The 15,694-nt window shown below is 70.6% G+C and carries 14 protein-coding genes; 3 read left to right on the forward strand and 11 right to left on the reverse strand.

Annotation, left to right across the window (positions count from 1 at the left end):
- Positions 1 to 15: 15 nt before the first annotated feature.
- The 9 genes from ACGGCP_RS20230 to urtA are packed head-to-tail and all read right to left on the reverse strand — an operon-like array spanning position 16 to position 10,995.
- Positions 16 to 246 carry a ribosomal protein L7/L12 gene (locus ACGGCP_RS20230; protein WP_392968291.1) on the reverse strand — a complete coding sequence of 77 codons (231 nt, stop codon included), beginning with the start codon at positions 244 to 246 and terminating at the stop codon, positions 16 to 18.
- A gap of 33 nt (positions 247 to 279) precedes the next feature.
- On the reverse strand, positions 280 to 1,971 hold the full coding sequence (atzF, locus tag ACGGCP_RS20235; protein WP_392968293.1) for an allophanate hydrolase: 1,692 nt from the start codon (positions 1,969 to 1,971) through the stop codon (positions 280 to 282).
- Between the two features lie 11 nt (positions 1,972 to 1,982).
- Entirely contained in the window at positions 1,983 to 5,555 is a 3,573-nt protein-coding gene (gene uca / locus ACGGCP_RS20240; protein ID WP_392968295.1) for an urea carboxylase, read from the reverse strand.
- A 29-nt stretch (positions 5,556 to 5,584) separates the two neighbouring features.
- A complete protein-coding gene (locus ACGGCP_RS20245; protein ID WP_392968297.1) occupies positions 5,585 to 6,298 on the reverse strand; it encodes a GntR family transcriptional regulator in 714 nt (237 codons plus the stop codon).
- On the reverse strand, positions 6,295 to 6,987 hold the full coding sequence (gene urtE / locus ACGGCP_RS20250) for an urea ABC transporter ATP-binding subunit UrtE (protein WP_392968298.1): 693 nt from the start codon (positions 6,985 to 6,987) through the stop codon (positions 6,295 to 6,297). The genes ACGGCP_RS20245 and urtE overlap by 4 nt, the downstream gene beginning before the upstream one ends.
- The gene (urtD, locus tag ACGGCP_RS20255) at positions 6,971 to 7,747 is read right to left on the reverse strand and encodes an urea ABC transporter ATP-binding protein UrtD (protein ID WP_392968300.1); all 777 of its coding nucleotides are present in this window, start codon (positions 7,745 to 7,747) and stop codon (positions 6,971 to 6,973) included. Before urtD ends, urtE begins: the two co-directional genes overlap by 17 nt.
- A complete protein-coding gene (gene urtC, locus ACGGCP_RS20260; protein WP_392968302.1) occupies positions 7,744 to 8,814 on the reverse strand; it encodes an urea ABC transporter permease subunit UrtC in 1,071 nt (356 codons plus the stop codon). Before urtC ends, urtD begins: the two co-directional genes overlap by 4 nt.
- Positions 8,811 to 9,695, reverse strand: coding sequence for an urea ABC transporter permease subunit UrtB (gene urtB, locus ACGGCP_RS20265; protein ID WP_392968303.1), 885 nt, complete (start codon positions 9,693 to 9,695; stop codon positions 8,811 to 8,813). Before urtB ends, urtC begins: the two co-directional genes overlap by 4 nt.
- Before the next feature lie 28 nt (positions 9,696 to 9,723).
- A complete protein-coding gene (gene urtA / locus ACGGCP_RS20270; protein ID WP_392968305.1) occupies positions 9,724 to 10,995 on the reverse strand; it encodes an urea ABC transporter substrate-binding protein in 1,272 nt (423 codons plus the stop codon).
- A 352-nt stretch (positions 10,996 to 11,347) separates the two neighbouring features.
- Here urtA and ACGGCP_RS20275 point away from each other — a divergent pair, with 352 nt between their 5' ends.
- Positions 11,348 to 11,761: a peptidase inhibitor family I36 protein gene (locus ACGGCP_RS20275; protein ID WP_392968307.1), complete on the forward strand. Its 414-nt coding sequence runs from the start codon at positions 11,348 to 11,350 to the stop codon at positions 11,759 to 11,761.
- A gap of 55 nt (positions 11,762 to 11,816) precedes the next feature.
- Here ACGGCP_RS20275 and ACGGCP_RS20280 read toward each other — a convergent pair whose 3' ends face one another.
- Both ACGGCP_RS20280 and ACGGCP_RS20285 read right to left on the reverse strand, forming a co-directional pair.
- Positions 11,817 to 12,920, reverse strand: a complete 1,104-nt coding sequence (locus ACGGCP_RS20280; protein WP_392968309.1) for an epoxide hydrolase family protein — start codon at positions 12,918 to 12,920, stop codon at positions 11,817 to 11,819.
- Between the two features lie 155 nt (positions 12,921 to 13,075).
- Positions 13,076 to 13,891: a class I SAM-dependent methyltransferase gene (locus tag ACGGCP_RS20285; protein WP_392968311.1), complete on the reverse strand. Its 816-nt coding sequence runs from the start codon at positions 13,889 to 13,891 to the stop codon at positions 13,076 to 13,078.
- A 192-nt stretch (positions 13,892 to 14,083) separates the two neighbouring features.
- Here ACGGCP_RS20285 and ACGGCP_RS20290 point away from each other — a divergent pair, with 192 nt between their 5' ends.
- Together ACGGCP_RS20290 and ACGGCP_RS20295 are read left to right on the forward strand one after the other, a co-directional pair.
- Positions 14,084 to 15,106 (forward strand): phosphotransferase enzyme family protein, encoded by a 1,023-nt coding sequence (locus ACGGCP_RS20290; protein ID WP_392968313.1) that lies wholly within the window; start codon positions 14,084 to 14,086, stop codon positions 15,104 to 15,106.
- 64 nt (positions 15,107 to 15,170) lie between these two features.
- Positions 15,171 to 15,692 carry a hypothetical protein gene (locus ACGGCP_RS20295; RefSeq protein ID WP_392968315.1) on the forward strand — a complete coding sequence of 174 codons (522 nt, stop codon included), beginning with the start codon at positions 15,171 to 15,173 and terminating at the stop codon, positions 15,690 to 15,692.
- Positions 15,693 to 15,694: the final 2 nt, after the last annotated feature.

Below are 15,694 nucleotides of genomic sequence, written 5' to 3' on the forward strand. Positions count from 1 at the left end.
CATCCGGGCCGGGCGTCAGGTGTCGAGGCGTTCGACGGCTTCTTTCGCTTCCTTCAGGCCGACGCCGGTGCGCTCGCGGTAGGCCTTGATGGCCTGGATGGTCTTGCCGCGCCGGGCGAGTTCGCGGACGTCGGCGAGCGGGTCGGGCTGCGGGGGCGCGGAGTCGCGGATCTCCAGGTGCTGCATGACCAGGTCGAGTTTGCGTTCGATGCGGGCCAGGGCTTCCAGGGTCGGGTCGTATCGCACGGTGCGCTCCTCGTTTCGTCAGTGGCGCCCACCTTACTGGCGCCAGGCCCGCCATCCGCCTGCCGCGGTGATGTCCTGCGCGCCTTCGGGGGCGGCGGCGGTGAAGCCGGTGGCCCAGGTGCCGTCGTCGAGTTCGACTTTGCCGAGGGTCATGGGGGCCGGGAGGGCGGCGAGGAACCGTCCGAGGGCGGCCGGGCTCAATTGCCAGCGCTCGCCGGGGAGGCTGGCGCCGTTGGGGTCGCGGACGACGAGGGGTTTGGGCGGGGTGGTGTCGAGGGCGTACATCCGGTAGGCGGGTGCGGTGCGCACGGGCCCGGTGTAGCGGGCGGCGAGGTCGGTGAGCTGGTGGTTGAGGGGTTCGCCGCGGAGGTGGGCGCCGAAGACGACGAGGTCGGCCCCTTGGGGTGCGAGCTGGGGTGCGGGGGTGTCGAGGTAGCGGGCGGCGAGGTCGATCGCGGTCTGGTCGGCGAATGCGGGGACGATGAGGCTGACGCCGAAGCCTTTGGTGCCGGCCTGGCCTGCGGGGACGGCGACGGCGGCCATGTCGAGGAGGTTGACGAAGTTGGTGTAGGTGCCCATGCGGGCGTTGACGCCGATGGGGTCGGCGGCGACTGCGGCGAGGCTGGGGTGGGCGGGTGCGGTGGGCAGCAGGAGCGCGTCGAATCCGGCCAGGAGTGCGGCGGCGTCGAGGCGGATGCGGCGCAGGCGCTGCTGGTCGGTTGCGAGGTCGGCGGCGGTGAACTTGTCGGCGGAGCGGACGATCTGGGCGACGGTGGGGTCGGTGTCGTCGGCGTCGAGGCGGTGGCCGAACGCGGCGTGCCGTTCGGCGACGAGGGCGCCTTCGTAGAGCAGGAGTGCGGCGTCCAGGAGGGGCTGGACGTCGATGGGCGCGGTCTGGAAGCCGGCGGCTTCGCAGCGGGCGATGGCTGCTTCCCACAGGGGCGTGAAGTCGGGGTCGAGCGCGGTGAGCGCTTCGGGGCGCGGGAGGGCGATGCGGGGTGCGGGGGGCGCGGCGAGGGGGGCGTCGGCGGGCCAGGGCCGTGAGGCGGGGTCGAGGCTGCTGGGTCCGGCCATGATCTGGACGGCTCGGGTGGCGAGGTCGAGGCGGGGGGCGAAGACGGTGAGGCAGTCGTAGGAGGGGCAGGCGGGGACGACGCCGTCGACGGGGACGAGCCCGAGGGTGGCTTTGATGCCGACGAGGCCGCCGAGGGCGGCGGGGACGCGCCCGGATCCGGCGGTGTCGGTGCCGAGTGCGAAGTCGACGATGCCTCCGGCGACGGCGACGGCCGACCCGGAGGAGGACCCGCCGGAGATGAGTGCGGGGTCGGCGGCAGAGCGGACGGGCCCGTAGGGGCTGCGGGTGCCGACCAGGCCGGTCGCGAACTGGTCGAGGTTGGTCTTGCCCAGGCAGATCGCTCCGGCGGCGCGGAGCCTGGCGACGCCGGTGGCGTCCTGTTCTGGCTGGTACGCGAAGGAGGGGGAGGCGGCGGTGGTGGGGAGTCCGGCGACGTCGATGTTGTCTTTCGCGGCGAACACGGTCCCGGCCAGCGGCAGGTCCGCACCGGCCTGTGCGGCGGCGTCGATCCGGTGGGCTTCGGCGAGGAGGTCGTCGAGGTCCCGGACGGCGATCCACGCTTCGGGCCGGTCGGTGCCGGTGTATCGGGCGTGGGCGGTGCGGACGCGTGCGGCGGCGCTGTTCACGGTATCCCCTGTCTTGTTGTCCACTATGGAGGTTGTTATCGGGTGATGACGGCGAGCGGCGTGCCGGGGGCGGCCTGCTCGCCGGGTCGGGCGAGGACGCGCGTCACGGTGCCGGAGACGGCCGCTGCCACGGGCATCTCCAGTTTCATCGCCTCCAGGACCACGATCGTGTCCCCGGCGGTCACCGTGTCGCCTTCGGCGACGTTGACGCGCCACACGCTGGCGGCCATCGGCGCCTCCACGAGGGTCTCACCCGGCGCGAGGTCGATCGTGGAGCCCCCGGCGGGTGCGGGTTCGGTGTGCTCGCGGTCGAACTCGCCCGCGGCGGCCCACCGGGCCCGTTCGGCTTCGAACGCGGCGGCCTGCCGCGACTGGAACGCCCCGATCGACGCCTCGTTGTCGGCCAGCAGCCGCCGGTAGTCGGCGTACGCGAACACGCCCGGCCGGATGTCGATCTGGGCGCGCCCGGCGGCGAGGTCCCGGCGGGTCTGGGCGAGCTCGTCCTCGCTGACGCGTTCGAACACGACCCGGTCGAAGAACCTGAGCAGCCAGGGCAGGCCGTCGTGGAAGGACGCGAGGTCCCGCAGGCCCGCCCAGATCGGCGCGGTCCGCCCCACCAGCTGGTACCCGCCGGGCGAGTCCATCCCGTAGATGCACATGTAGGACCCGCCGATCCCGACCGTGCCCTCGGCGGTCCACGTCCTTGCCGGGTTGTACTTGGTGGTGACGAGCCGGTGCCGGGGGTCGACCGGGACGGCCGCGGGCGCCCCCAGGTACACGTCGCCCAGGCCCAGGACGAGCCATTCGGCGCTGGTGGCGATCCGGGCGACGTCCTCGACCGATGCGAGGCCGTTGATGCGGCGGATGAACTCGATGTTGGACGGGTTGAACAGGGCGTCGTCGCGGACGTTCGTGGAGTACCGGGCGATGGCTTCGTCGACGACGCTGTCGTTCCAGGAGATCGGCAGCCGCACTTCCCGTGAGGGGACGGTCATGTCGGCGATGTCGGGCAGGTCCTGTTCGAGTTCGACGAGGAGCCCGGTCAGCGACCGGACCGGCAGGACGTCGGGGTCGACGTGCAGGTGCAGGGACCTGACGCCGGGGGTGGTGTCGATCAGGCCCGCAGGGTTCGCTGCGGCGAGGGCGTCCATGAGCGCGCCGACGCGCATCCGCAGCCCCAGGTCGAGGTGCATGGGCCCGTATTCGAGGAGCAGCGCGTCGTCCCCGGCCCGCCGGTAGGCGACCTGAGGCCGGTCTTCCTCTGCCGGGATCTCGGCGAGTGTCGCGGTGTCCTCGTGGGCGCCGGCGAGGGCGTTCGGGGCCGCGACCGGGTGGGCGCGCAGCCGGTCCGCTTCGGCTTCGCCGACGGGTACGAACCGGACGGTGTCGCCGGGGCGCAGTTGCCCGAGCTTCCACCGGTCCGATGTGGTCACCGTGAACGGGCACGCGAATCCGCCCAGGCTCGGCCCGTCGGGGCCCAGCAGCGCGGGCGTGTCCCCGGTGAAGTTCACCGTCCCGACCGAGTACGGGTTGTCGTGCAGGTTGGAGGGGTGCAGTCCGGCTTCGCCGCCGTCGGTCCGCGCCCATTCGGGGCGGGGCCCGTCCAGGCGCACACCGGACCGTCCGGCGTGGACCTGCACCGACCAGTCGGCGGCGTAGATCCGCTCCATGTCGGCGACGGTGAAGTAGTGCGGGGCCGGCTGCGGGCCCGGCGTCACCGCGAGCGCCCACTCGTGGCCGAACACGGGCCGTTCGGCGACGGGCACCGCGGCCGCTTCGCGGCCCGTGGCGCTGGCGGGGAGGAGGCGGTCGCCGGTGCGCAGCTGGTCGCCGGTGTAGCCGCCGATGCGCCCGGGCGGGAACGTGGCGGCGGAGCCGAGGAACGTCGGGACGTCGAGGCCGCCTTGGAAGAGCACGTAGGTGCGGGCGCCGGCGTCGTGGACGGCGCCGACTTCCAGCACGCCCCCGGCCCGGATGTCGATCGGCTCCCACTGGGGAACGGGTGCGCCGTCGACGGTGACCGGCGCGGGCGCGCCGGTGACGCACACCGTGGCGGGCTCGCTGAAGCGGAGGGTGGGGCCGGTGATGGTGCATTCGAGGCCGGGGGCGCCTTCGGGGTTGCCCAGGGCGCGGTTGCCGAGCCGGAACGAGTAGTCGTCCATCGGCCCCGACGGGGGGACGCCGACCTGCCAGTGGCCGATGCGGCCGGGCCAGTCCTGGACGGTGGTGAGGACGCCGCCGGAGAGCACGTCGATCCGCGCGGTCGCGTCCTCGATGGTGGCGACGGTGCCGGTGTCGTGGGCGACCCCGGCGACGCGCGGGTCGGCGGCGGCGGCGGCGAGCTGCCCGAGGTTGGTGTGGACGCCTTCGATCCTGGTGTCCCCCAGGGCTTCGGCGAGCGCGGCCCACGCGGCTTCGCGGGTGGGGCCGGTGGTGATGATCTTGGCGAGCATGGGGTCGTAGACGGCCGGGACGTCCAGGCCCCGCTCGATCCACGTGTCCACCCGCGCCTGTCCGGGGAGGTCGACGCAGGTGAGGAGCCCTGCGGAGGGCAGGTGGTCGCGGGCGGGGTCTTCGGCGTAGACGCGCGCTTCCACGGCCGCGCCCGCGACTGCGGGCCCCGAATCGGGCAGGCCTTGGAGGAACCCGGTGTCGCCTGCGGCGGCGCGGATCATCCACTCGACGAGGTCGATGCCGAGGACCGCTTCGGTGACCGGGTGCTCGACCTGCAGGCGCGTGTTGAACTCCAGGAACGACGCGGTCTCGCGCTCGGGGTCGTAGATGAACTCGACGGTCCCGGCCGACTGGTACGCCGCCGACGCCGCCAGGGCCCTCGCAGCGGCGTGCATCTGCTCCCGCACCTGGTCGGGCAGGCCGGGCGCGGGGGCTTCCTCGATGACTTTCTGGTGCCGCCGCTGCAGGGTGCAGTCGCGGTCGGCGAGGCTGACGACGCGGCCGAGCCCGTCGCCGAACACCTGCACTTCGACGTGCCGGGCCCGGCGGACGTACTGCTCGAGGTAGACCGCGTCGTCCCCGAAGTTGTCGGCCGCGAGCCGCCTGACGGTGGTGAACACCTCAGTGAGCTGCCCGGCGTCCTCGGCGACGCGCATGCCGATGCCCCCGCCCCCGGCGGAGGCCTTCACGATCACCGGGTACCCGACCTCGCCCGCTGCGGCGACGGCGTCTTCGACGCTGTCGAGGGCGGCGGTTCCGGCCGCGAGCGGCACCCCGGCGGCGGTGGCCGCCGCCCTGGCGGTCACCTTGTCGCCGAACAGCTCCAGCTGCCCGGGGGTCGGCCCGATGAACACGAGCCCGGCCTCGTTCACGCGCCGCGCGAACTCGGCGCTCTCGGCGAGGAACCCGTACCCCGGGTGCACCGCTTGAGCGCCGGTGTCCTTCGCCGCCGCGAGGATCGCGTCCATGTCCAGGTACGACTGCGCGGGCGCGGCCGGACCCACGCACACCGCCTCGTCCGCGTCCCGCACGTGCAGCGAAGCGGCGTCGGCCTCGGAGTACACGGCCACGGTGGCGATGCCGAGCCGGTGCGCGGTGCGGGTGATGCGGCGGGAGATCTCCCCGCGGTTGGCGATGAGGATGCGTTCGAACACGAAAGGACTCGCTCTCAAGAAGAAGGGGTTCAGGGGCGGACGGCGTTGGCCAGGTGCGCCCACGTCAGCGCGGCCTCGGCGCGGCCGACGACGATGGACCTCGAGGTTTCGATGTGGCGGGTGAGGATCGCTGTCGCCTCCTCGTACCGGCCCTCCAGGGCGCCTTCGGCGATCGCGATGTGCTCGCGGATCGTGTCGGCCATCCGCTCGGCGGTGAAGTAGTCGAACATCCGGGCCGGGCGGATCCGGTTGTTCACCACCTGCAGCGCCTCGGCCAGCTGCGGGTTCCCCGACGCGGCCAGGAGCGTCAGGTGGTACCGCTCGTCGGACTCGACGAACCCCGCATCGGGACCGGGCGGCGCGTCCCGCAGCCGGTACCACCGCTCCAGCTCCGGACCCAGCAGGTCCGCGTCGTGCCGGATATCGGGGTCGGCGGCGGCCCTCGCCAGCCCCCGCAGCTCCAGAGTCAGCCGCACCTCGTACAGGTCGTTCAACTGGTCGATCCGCGGCCGGTACGGGTACAGCCCGTCCACTTCCCGCGACACGAGCCCGTCGGCCGACAACCTGGACAGGGCCTCGCGGACGGGGGTGCGCGACACCCCGTAGATCCCCGCCAGCCGCTCCTCGCCCAGGCGCTTCCCCGGCTCGTACCGCCCTGCCATGAGGTCGGCGCGCAACGCCACGTACACGCGCGCAGCCAGCGGCCCCTCCGTCTCCGGCAGGCCCGAGAACCCTTCGCTCATATGGCCATCGCCTCCTTCACCTGCTTGACCGCGCCGTCACCGGCCGTCCCGGACGAGGCGACGCGCCCCGACCGCAGCACCGCATACCGGGACGCGGCCTGCAGCGCGAACCCCAGGTGCTGCTCCACCAGCAGCACCGACAGGCCGCCGCGACCGGCGAGGTCCACGATGGTCGATTCGATCTCGGCGACGACGTTCGGCTGGATGCCTTCGGTCGGCTCGTCGAGGATGAGCAGCCGCGGCTCGGTGATGAGGGCCCGGGCGATCGCCAGCTGCTGGCGCTGGCCGCCGGACAGGAGCCCGGCCTGGCGGCCCAAGAGCGGGCGCAGGGCGGGGAACAGGTCGAGTTGCGCGTCCACAAGGGCCCGGCCGTTCTTGCGGCCGTCGGCGACGAGCCGGAGGTTCTCGCCTGCGGTGAGGTGCGTGAAGCACTGCTGCCCTTGGGGGACGTAGGCCATCCCGGCTTTGACGCGTTGGTTCGCGGGCATCCGGTTGACCGGTTCGCCGTCGAGTTCGACGGTGCCGGACATGACGGGGATGAGCCCGACGACCGCGCGCAGGAGGGTGGTCTTCCCGGCGCCGTTGTGGCCCATGACAGCGGTGACTTCGTCGCTGTCGACGTCGAGGTCGACGTCGTGGACGACGGGCGTGCGCCCGTACCCGCAGGTGAGGTTACGCAGTCGCAGCATCGGCGGTCTCCATCTCGTCGGTCGGCGAGGCACTGGTGGTGCCGAGGTAGACCTCCTGGACGCGCGGGTCGGCCGAGACCTCGTCGACGGTCCCGGCGGCGAGGACCGCCCCGGCGTGGAGGACGGTGACGCGGGAGGCGAACGCGCGCATGAAGTCCATGTCGTGCTCGACGACCGCGACCGCGCGGGTGGCGGCGATGTCGTGCAGCAGCCGCCCGGTGGTCTCGCGCTCCTCGTGGCCCATCCCGGCGATCGGCTCGTCGAGCAGGAGCACGTCGGCGTCGCCGACGAGGAGCATCCCGATCTCCAGCCACTGCTTCTGCCCGTGCGCGAGGATCCCCGCGGGCGTGTCGGCGAGCCCGGCGAGGCCGATCTGCTCCATGACGGCGGTGACCGCGTCGGGGAGCGTGCGGCGCTGGCGCAGGAGGTTCCAGGGGGTGCGGTGGGCTCCGGCGGCGATGTCGAGGTTCTGTGCGACGGTGAGGTTGTCGAAGACGGTGGCGGTCTGGAAGGTGCGGCCGATGCCGGCGCGGGCGATGTGGTGGACCTTTTTGCCGCGCAGTTCGGTGCCGTCTTTGGTGACGGATCCGGTGTAGGCGGCGAGGCCGGTGACGGCGTCGACGAGGGTGGTCTTCCCGGCGCCGTTGGGGCCGATGAGGAAGTGGACTTCGCCTGTGTGGAGGGTGAGGTCGACGCCGTTGACGGCTTTGAAGCCGTCGAAGTCGACGTGGATGTCGGTGCAGGTGAGCGCGGTGGTCATGCTGGGGCCTCCACGGGTCGGTTGCGGGTGCGTTTGATCAGGGCGGTGGTCGAGGCGATGCCGCCGGGGAGGAGGGCGATGACGGCGATGAACAGGAGGCCTTGGGCGTAGGTCCAGGCGGAGGGGAACTGTTCGGAGAGTGCGGTCTGGGCCCAGGCGACGGCGAGGGCGCCGATGACGGGGCCGATGAGGCTGGCGCGGCCGCCGATGGCGACGCCGAGGATGAACATGATGGAGGGGACGATGCCGATGCTGGCCGGGGAGATGATGCCGACGATCGGCACGAAGAGCGCTCCGGCGACGGCGGCGAAGAGCGCGGCGGCGGCGTAGGCGACGGTTTTGATGTTGGCGGCGTCGTAGCCGAGGAAGCGGACCCGTTCTTCGGCGTCGCGGACGGCGACGAGGAGTTCGCCGTAGCGGGAGCGGCGCAGCTGGAGTGCGGCCGCGAGGACGACGAGGAGGACCCCGGCGGCGATGTAGTAGAGCATCTGCTGGTTGACCGGGTCGTCGAGGTTGTAGCCGAAGAAGTACCGGAACCGGGAGAGGCCGTTGAACCCGCCCATGGACTGCTGTCCGATGAGGAGGATCGCGAAGGCGCCGGCGAGGGCTTGGGAGAGGATCGCGAAGTAGGCGCCTTTGACGCGGCGTTTGAACACGGCCAGGCCGAGGAGGACGGCGAAGCCGGTGGGGAGGACGAGGATCGCGGCGATGGTGAACACCGGTGAGGCGAACGGCGCCCAGTAGGCGGGGAGCTCGCGGATGCCGGCCAGTTCCATGAAGTCCGGGACCGACCCGGGGCCGTTCCGGAACTGGGCGTCGGCCATCTTCATGTGCATGGCCATGAGGTAGGCGCCCATGCCGAAGAACACGCCCTGGCCGAGGGTGAGCATGCCGCCGCGGCCCCAGGCGAGGCCGATGCCGACGGCGACGATGGCGTAGCACAGGAACTGGGCGAGCAGGCCGAGCCGGAACCCCGACAGGAGCAGCGGCGCGGCGCCGAAGAGGACGAGAGCGGCGGCGGCGAACCCGGTCCAGGTCCCGGCGCGGCCGGTGAGGAACTTGCTCATGCGAGGCTCCTAGTCCGCAGGGTGAACAGGCCTTGCGGGCGCAGCTGGAGGAAGATGACGATGACGACGAACACGCCGACTTTCGCGAGTGACGCGGTCGAGTAGGTCTCGAACACCGCCTGGAACGTGCCCAGGGCGACCGCGGCGATGACCGCGCCCTTGATGCGGCCCATGCCGCCCGCGACGACGACCAGGAACGCGTCGACGAGATAGGACTGGCCCGTAGTCGGACTCGTCGAGCCGATGAGCGTCAGCGCGACACCGGCGACACCGGCCAGGCCCGAGCCGATGAAGAACGTCCCGGCGTCGACCGAGCGCGAGGAGATCCCGACCGTCTCGGCCAGGTCCCGGTTGCCCACGACGGCCCTGATGCGCCGCCCCGCCGGAGTGAACCGCATGACCAGGGCCACGGCGGTGACCGCCAGGACGGCGAGCGCGAGGATGAACAGGCGCGTCTTGGGGACGGTGGTGCCCAGCAGGTCGACCCCGCCGCGCAGCGCCTCGGGGACCGTGACGTTCTTGGCGGGCGCGCCGAAGAGGTCGCGTGCGGCCTGCTGGAGCACCAGGCCGACACCGAAGGTCACCAGGAGCGTGTCCAGCGGCCGGTGGTAGAGGTGCCTGATGAGCAAGGCCTCGAGGACGAGGCCCATGGCCCCGCCGACGAGGAACCCGGCGGGGAGGGCGATCAGGAGGGACGCACCGGCGTCCCCGACGACCTGCTGCGTGACGTACGCGGTGTAGCAGCCGGCCATGATGAACTCGCCGTGCGCCATGTTGATCACGCCCATCTGGCCGTACGTGAGCGACAGGCCCAGAGCGGCCAGCAGCAGGATCGAACCGGTACTGAGCCCGGTGAACAGCTGCCCTACGAGGAGGTCCATTGCGTGTCCTTCCTGATCGCCCGCGCCGCTACTCGGTCACCGCGAGGTCGGCGGCCCAGTCGTAGCCCTCCAGGAACGGGTCGGGCTCGATCGCGCCCTCGGACTCCCACACCGTGTAGAGCAGGCCGTCCGCGTTGATCTGCCCGATGCGGGCGGTCTTGGTGACGTGGTGGTTGTCCCCGTCGATCACCACCGTGCCTTCAGGACTGTCGAACGAGACGCCGTCCGCGGCGGCCTGGATGTCGGCCACGGCGAAGGACCCGGCCTTCTCAGCGGTCGCGGCCCACAGGTACACGGAGTTGTAGGCGGCCTCCATCGGGTCCGAGGTGACCCGCTCAGCCCCGTACTCGGCCTTGAACGCCTCGACGAACGCGGTGTTCGCGGGCGACTCGACCGTCTGGTAGTAGTTCCAGGCCGCCAGCTGCCCCTCGATGTTCTCGACGCCGATGCCGCCGACCTCCTCCTCGGCGATGGAGACGCTCATGACCGGCATCGACTCGGCGGTGAGACCGACATTGGCGTACTCGCGGAAGAACGCGACGTTCGAGTCGCCGTTGAGGGTGTTGAACACCGCGTCGGCACCAGCCGACTTGACCTGGTTGACGATGGTCGAGAACTCGACCGAGCCCAGCTGCGCGTAGTCCTCGCCGAGGATCTCGATGCCCTTGTCGGCGGCGTAGGCGTTGATGATCGCGTTCGCCGTGCGCGGGAACACGTAGTCCGAGCCCACCAGGTACAGCGACTTCACGCCCGTCTCGGCCAGATAGTCCAGCGCGGGGATGATCTGCTGGTTCGTCGTCGCCCCGGTGTAGAAGATGTTCTCCGACGCCTCCAGGCCCTCGTACTGGACGGGGTAGTACAGGAGCGAGTCGTTGTCCTCGAACACCGGGAGCATCGCCTTGCGCGACGCCGACGTCCAGCCGCCGAAGACGGCCGCGACGCAGTCCTCGCGGATGAGCTTCTCGGCCTTCTCGGCGAACACGGTCGGCTCGGACGCCCCGTCCTCGGCGACGATCTCGATCTGCTTGCCCTGCACGCCGCCCGCGGCGTTGATCTCGTCGACCGCGAGGTAGATCGCGTCGCGGACGGTGGTCTCGGAGATGGACATGGTCCCGGACAGGGAGTTGAGCGCACCGACCTTGACCGTGTCGCCGGACGTGTCGACACAGGACTCGGCGGCGGCGGTCTCCTCCCCGGCGCGGGAGCCGCACGCGGCGGTCAGGGCGAGCGCGGTCGCCGAGGCGGTGACCGTGAGGGTGCGGGCGAGGTCTCGGGCGTTGAACGTTGAACGCTGTGGCATACGGGGTTCGACCTTTCACGGGGTGGAAGTCCCGGCACGATGGGGACCGGGCCTGCAAGGGGTGTCGCCGCAGGCAGCGGCGGTGTACAGGTGCGTATACAGCGTCGTATCCGCTATGGGTACAAGCTAGGGGCGCGATGTTTCACCGCCGTTCACGTCAAGAACGGCCCCGTGAACTCCCGTTGCCGGGACGTAAAAAAGCCCGCACCGCCGACGGCGACACGAGTGAGAATCATCGAAATACATCGATATGATGAAAGGTTCGAACAACACCGAACCGTCCTAAAGCACCGGTATACCGCGCGGATATGCTTACCGCGCAAAGCAACGCGTGACCAAAGGAGAACCGCGCATGCGCAACCACCCCCAAACCACCGACACCACCCCCCTGCGCCGCAAACTCATCGCACCCACCCTCACCGCAACAGCACTCCTCGCACTCGCCACCCCCGCCACCGCCGCACCCGCCGCAGACACCACCACCGACGAACCCTGCCCCTTCACCGCCACCCTCTGCCTCTTCGAAGGCGAGAACTACACCGGCGAACGCTTCACCGTCTCCTCCCTCGTCGAACCCGGCACCTGCGTCAGCCTCGTCGACCACGGCTGGGCAGGACGCGTCAACTCCGCCATCAACACCGACCCCGACAGCGCCGCCCTCTTCGCCAACGACGACTGCATCGGCGGCCCCTACCAGGTCCCCGGCAACAGCACCATCGCCGACCTCGGCACCTTCACACCCCTGAGCGTCTGGGTCACCGACTAACCCACACCCACCGCCACCGCGCTGGCCGCCGCGCAATGCGCGGCGGCCAGCGCCGCTAGTCCTCCAGGCGGGCGAGGAAGAACTCCCGCACGTCCCCGGCGAGGAGCTCGGGCACCTCCATCGCCGCGAAATGCCCGCCGCGCTCGAACTCCGACCAGTGCCGGATGTCGTACAGCCGCTCAGCCAAGGGCCGCACCGACAGCGTGATGTCGTGCGCGAACACCGCGACTCCGAACGGCACCCGGCACGGCTCCCCCGGCACGCCACGCTGCGTGTCGCGGTGCAGCCGCGCCGACGAAGCGGCGGTGGCGGTGAGCCAGTACAGCGAGATGTCGGTGAGCATCCGGTCGTCGTCGACCGGCGTGGCCGGGTCCGTCCACTGCGCGAACCGCTCGGCGATCCACGCCAGCTGCCCCACCGGCGAGTCGGTGAGCGCGTACCCGATCGTCTGCGGCGTCAACGCCTGCAGCGCCTGGTACGGCGGCCGGTTCGCCATGAGCTCCCGCACCTTGACCAGGCGCGCCTCGTCCGAAGCGGACAGCTCGACCCCCTCCACCGGCCGCATCGGCAGGTAGTTCACGTGCACACCGACCACGTGCTCGGGCGCGTACGCGCCCAGTGCGCTCGACACCCCGGCGCCGAAGTCCCCGCCCTGCGCCCCGTACCGCTCGTAGCCCAGGCGTCGCATCAGCTCCGCCCAGGCGCGGGCGATGCGCGGGACGCCCCAGCCGCCCTCGGTGGTCGGTCCGGAGAACCCGTATCCGGGCATCGACGGGATGACGAGGTGGAAGTCCCGCGACAGCGGCTCGATCACGTCCGCGAACTCCAGGAACGACCCGGGCCAGCCGTGCGTCAGGACCAGCGCGAGGGCGTCCTCCTTCTGGGACCGCACGTGGACAAAGTGGATGTTCTGGCCGTCGATCTCGGTCGTGAAGTGCGGCAGCTCGTTGAGTTCCGCTTCGTGCTTGCGCCAGTCGTATCCGGTGCGCCAGTACTCCGCGAGCTCCTTGAGCCGGGCGAGCGGGAACCCGTAGTCGGTCCCGGCGTCGGCGACCTCATTGGGCCAGCGCGTGCGCGAGAGCCGGTCGTGCAGGTCGTCGAGGTCGGCCTGCGGAACGTGGATGCGGAAGGGCTTGATGGCGGTGTCGTTGGCGCTCATGGCGTTCGCTCCAGGGGTTTGTCGTTTGCATGACTAACGTTTTATGATCTAACGGTATCACATTCGTTAGTGAAACAAACGATCAGTCGTCGGCGTCACACCGGGCACGCCAGAGGACCGGGAGCATGACAGCTTCCGGCCCTCCGTTTTCCTTGCTAGGCGCGCACGCCCCGGCACTCGAGAATCCCCGAATGCGACGTGATCCGCAGCTGGTCGTGCTCAGCGAAGTGCGCCTCCAGCTGCTGCTCGATAGCCCCCATGACCTGCTCGAACTCCCCCGGATCCAGCGCCGTGAAATCCGCCTCCGACCGGAACGCGGCCAACAGCGGACCAGGTTCCGGCAGATCGATCACCCCGGGCAGGTCATGCAGCGCCACAGAGGCGAACCGCTCCGACAGCATCGACCGCGCCGTCTCCAGCGAGAACCGCTCGACGACCACCGAGAGCGCCTGCCGCACTTCCTTTCCCAGCGCGGAGCGCGCCGCCTCCTGCCAGATCGGCACGTACTCCCGCTTGTCGTCCGAAGCGAGCGTCGAGACGAACAGGACCCCGCCCGGAGCCAGCACCCGCTGCAGCTCGTCGAGCGCGGCCGGGATGTCCGGCACGTGGTAGAGCATGTGCATCGCCAGCACCACATCCGCCGAACCGTCCTCGAACGGCAGATCCGCCACATCGGCGACCACCGTCGGTTCTGGAACCGACTCGAGGACACCCAAAGCGAGATCGACGCCGATCACCTCCGCCTCAGGGAAAGCCTCCCGAAGGCGAACCGTGTAACGGCCGTTGCCGCATCCGACATCGAGGACCCGCTTCGGCCGCCCGCTGACATTCGCGATGACCACACCCGGAAGATCGTGATTCGGGGTCTTGTACTGGAAGATGTTCTGCCTGGCCGCGAGAGCGTCCTGGCTCCGGTAGTTGTCGACCGTCTGGAACCGCTCATCGGTGGTCTGTCCAGCATCCTGCTGCATCGCATGGTCCTTCCGCGTTCTTGTCGAGTCCCGCAAACCACACGGGCCCACTGCTTTCGCGTACGGATACTCAACGCCCCAGCGCCTTACCCCGGTTGCACCAGCGGGCAATCGCATTCCACTCCGTCGATATCCAATTGCGCCCCATCAAGGAACCTGCTGCGATAACCGCACCCAACAGAAGGAACCTCCTTGCTGCCCACCGACACCGCCTTCGACGTGACCACCCGAAACGCCGCCGACCAGGCACTCACTGCCTACGACCTACCCCAGCCGCTCATGGTCGAGCCGATCCGCCTGCTCAACAACGCCGTCTACAAGGTCACCACCGCCGACGGGCGCCGCCTCGTGCTCCGCGTCCACCGACCCGGCTACCGCCACCCCGCGCACACCCGCTCCGAACTGGTCTTCCTCGATGCGGTCCACGAACGGCTCGCCGGAGTCGGCGTCCGCGTCCCGGCACCCGTGCCCGCCAAGGACGGGGCGCTCACGGTCGAAGCGGTTCTGCCGGAGCGAACCGTCCACTGCGACCTGCTCACCTGGATCGACGGACAAGTCCACCGCCCCGAAAACGGCCTCGGACCCAAAGGCGTCCACGCGATCGGCCGCGCCCTCGCACACCTCCACAACGTCGCCGAGACCTTCACTCCACCTGCAGGTTTCCGACTCCCGACGTGGGACTCCGCTGCCCTCTTCACCGAAGCTTCGCCCTACCGCCCCGGCGACTTCCGCGAGCTTCTCAGCCCCGCCGACCGCACCGACTTCGACACCGTCGCCGATGAGACCGCAGCGCTCTTCGCACGCCTCGGCCGCGACCGCGACGCGTACGGCGTCGTCCACCACGACTTCATCCTCGGCAACCTCCACCCCACCCGCACCCCGCAAGGCTGGAGCATCGGCGTCTTCGACTTCGACGAAACCGGCTGGGGCCATTACCTCGCCGATCTCGGACCCGTCCTCGGCAACCTCTACGACTACCCCCAATACCGGCGCCTCCGCGCCGCCCTCCTGGACGGGTACCGGTCGGCGCGGGCCCTTCCCGCGGAGATGGAGGCCCACCTCCCGCTCCTCATGGCCGCCCGCCATGCGGCCCAATGCCTTTGGGCTGCGGGCCTCGTCGCCAGCAACGGCAGCGCCGAAGTCGACACTGTCGAGCACATCGGCTGGCGCATGGGCGAAGTCCGCCGCTGCCTCGCGCTGCGCTCCAGCCGGTGAACAGTGGCGCAGTGACAATAGGATCGGCTCCGGTCGTGCCCGCCCGCTGGAGGAACGGAACCCCTTGTCCGCATTCGTCAAAGGCCTCGCCTGGACCGTCGCCTTCTTGTCCGGCGTCGCCACCGTCTTCGCCCTCTTCGGCGGCCAGCAGTGGCTCGAGGAGAAGGGCTGGACGCTCGCCCCGAGCACCGCGCAGACCACTGAGGCCGATCCCGGCGAGACCGTCACCGAGGACACCGGCGCCGAAGGACAGGAGCCCTCGGACGAGGGAGCGGGCTTCTCCTGGGACGCCGTGCTCGCCTGGTCCGAGGGCACGTTCGACAACCTGCTGTGGGGCATCGCCGCGATCGGATGCTCGATGCTCATCGCGGGCGCGGCGGGCGCGCTCGTATTGCACGCGACCGCCGCGATCGACGCCGTGGGCGGCTTCTTCCTGATCTTCTTCGCGCTGCTGTGCGTCGCGGCCGTCATCGTGATGGGCATCCTGCTCCACGCGGCCGACCCCGGTTACCTGGTCTGGTTCATCATCCTAACCGCCGTCAGCGCCCCCGTTGGCTTCCTGGCCCCCGTCTACGCCGACAGCTGAGC

The sequence above is a fragment of the Glycomyces sp. NPDC048151 genome, assembly GCF_043202775.1.
GTDB lineage: Bacteria > Actinomycetota > Actinomycetes > Mycobacteriales > Micromonosporaceae > Glycomyces.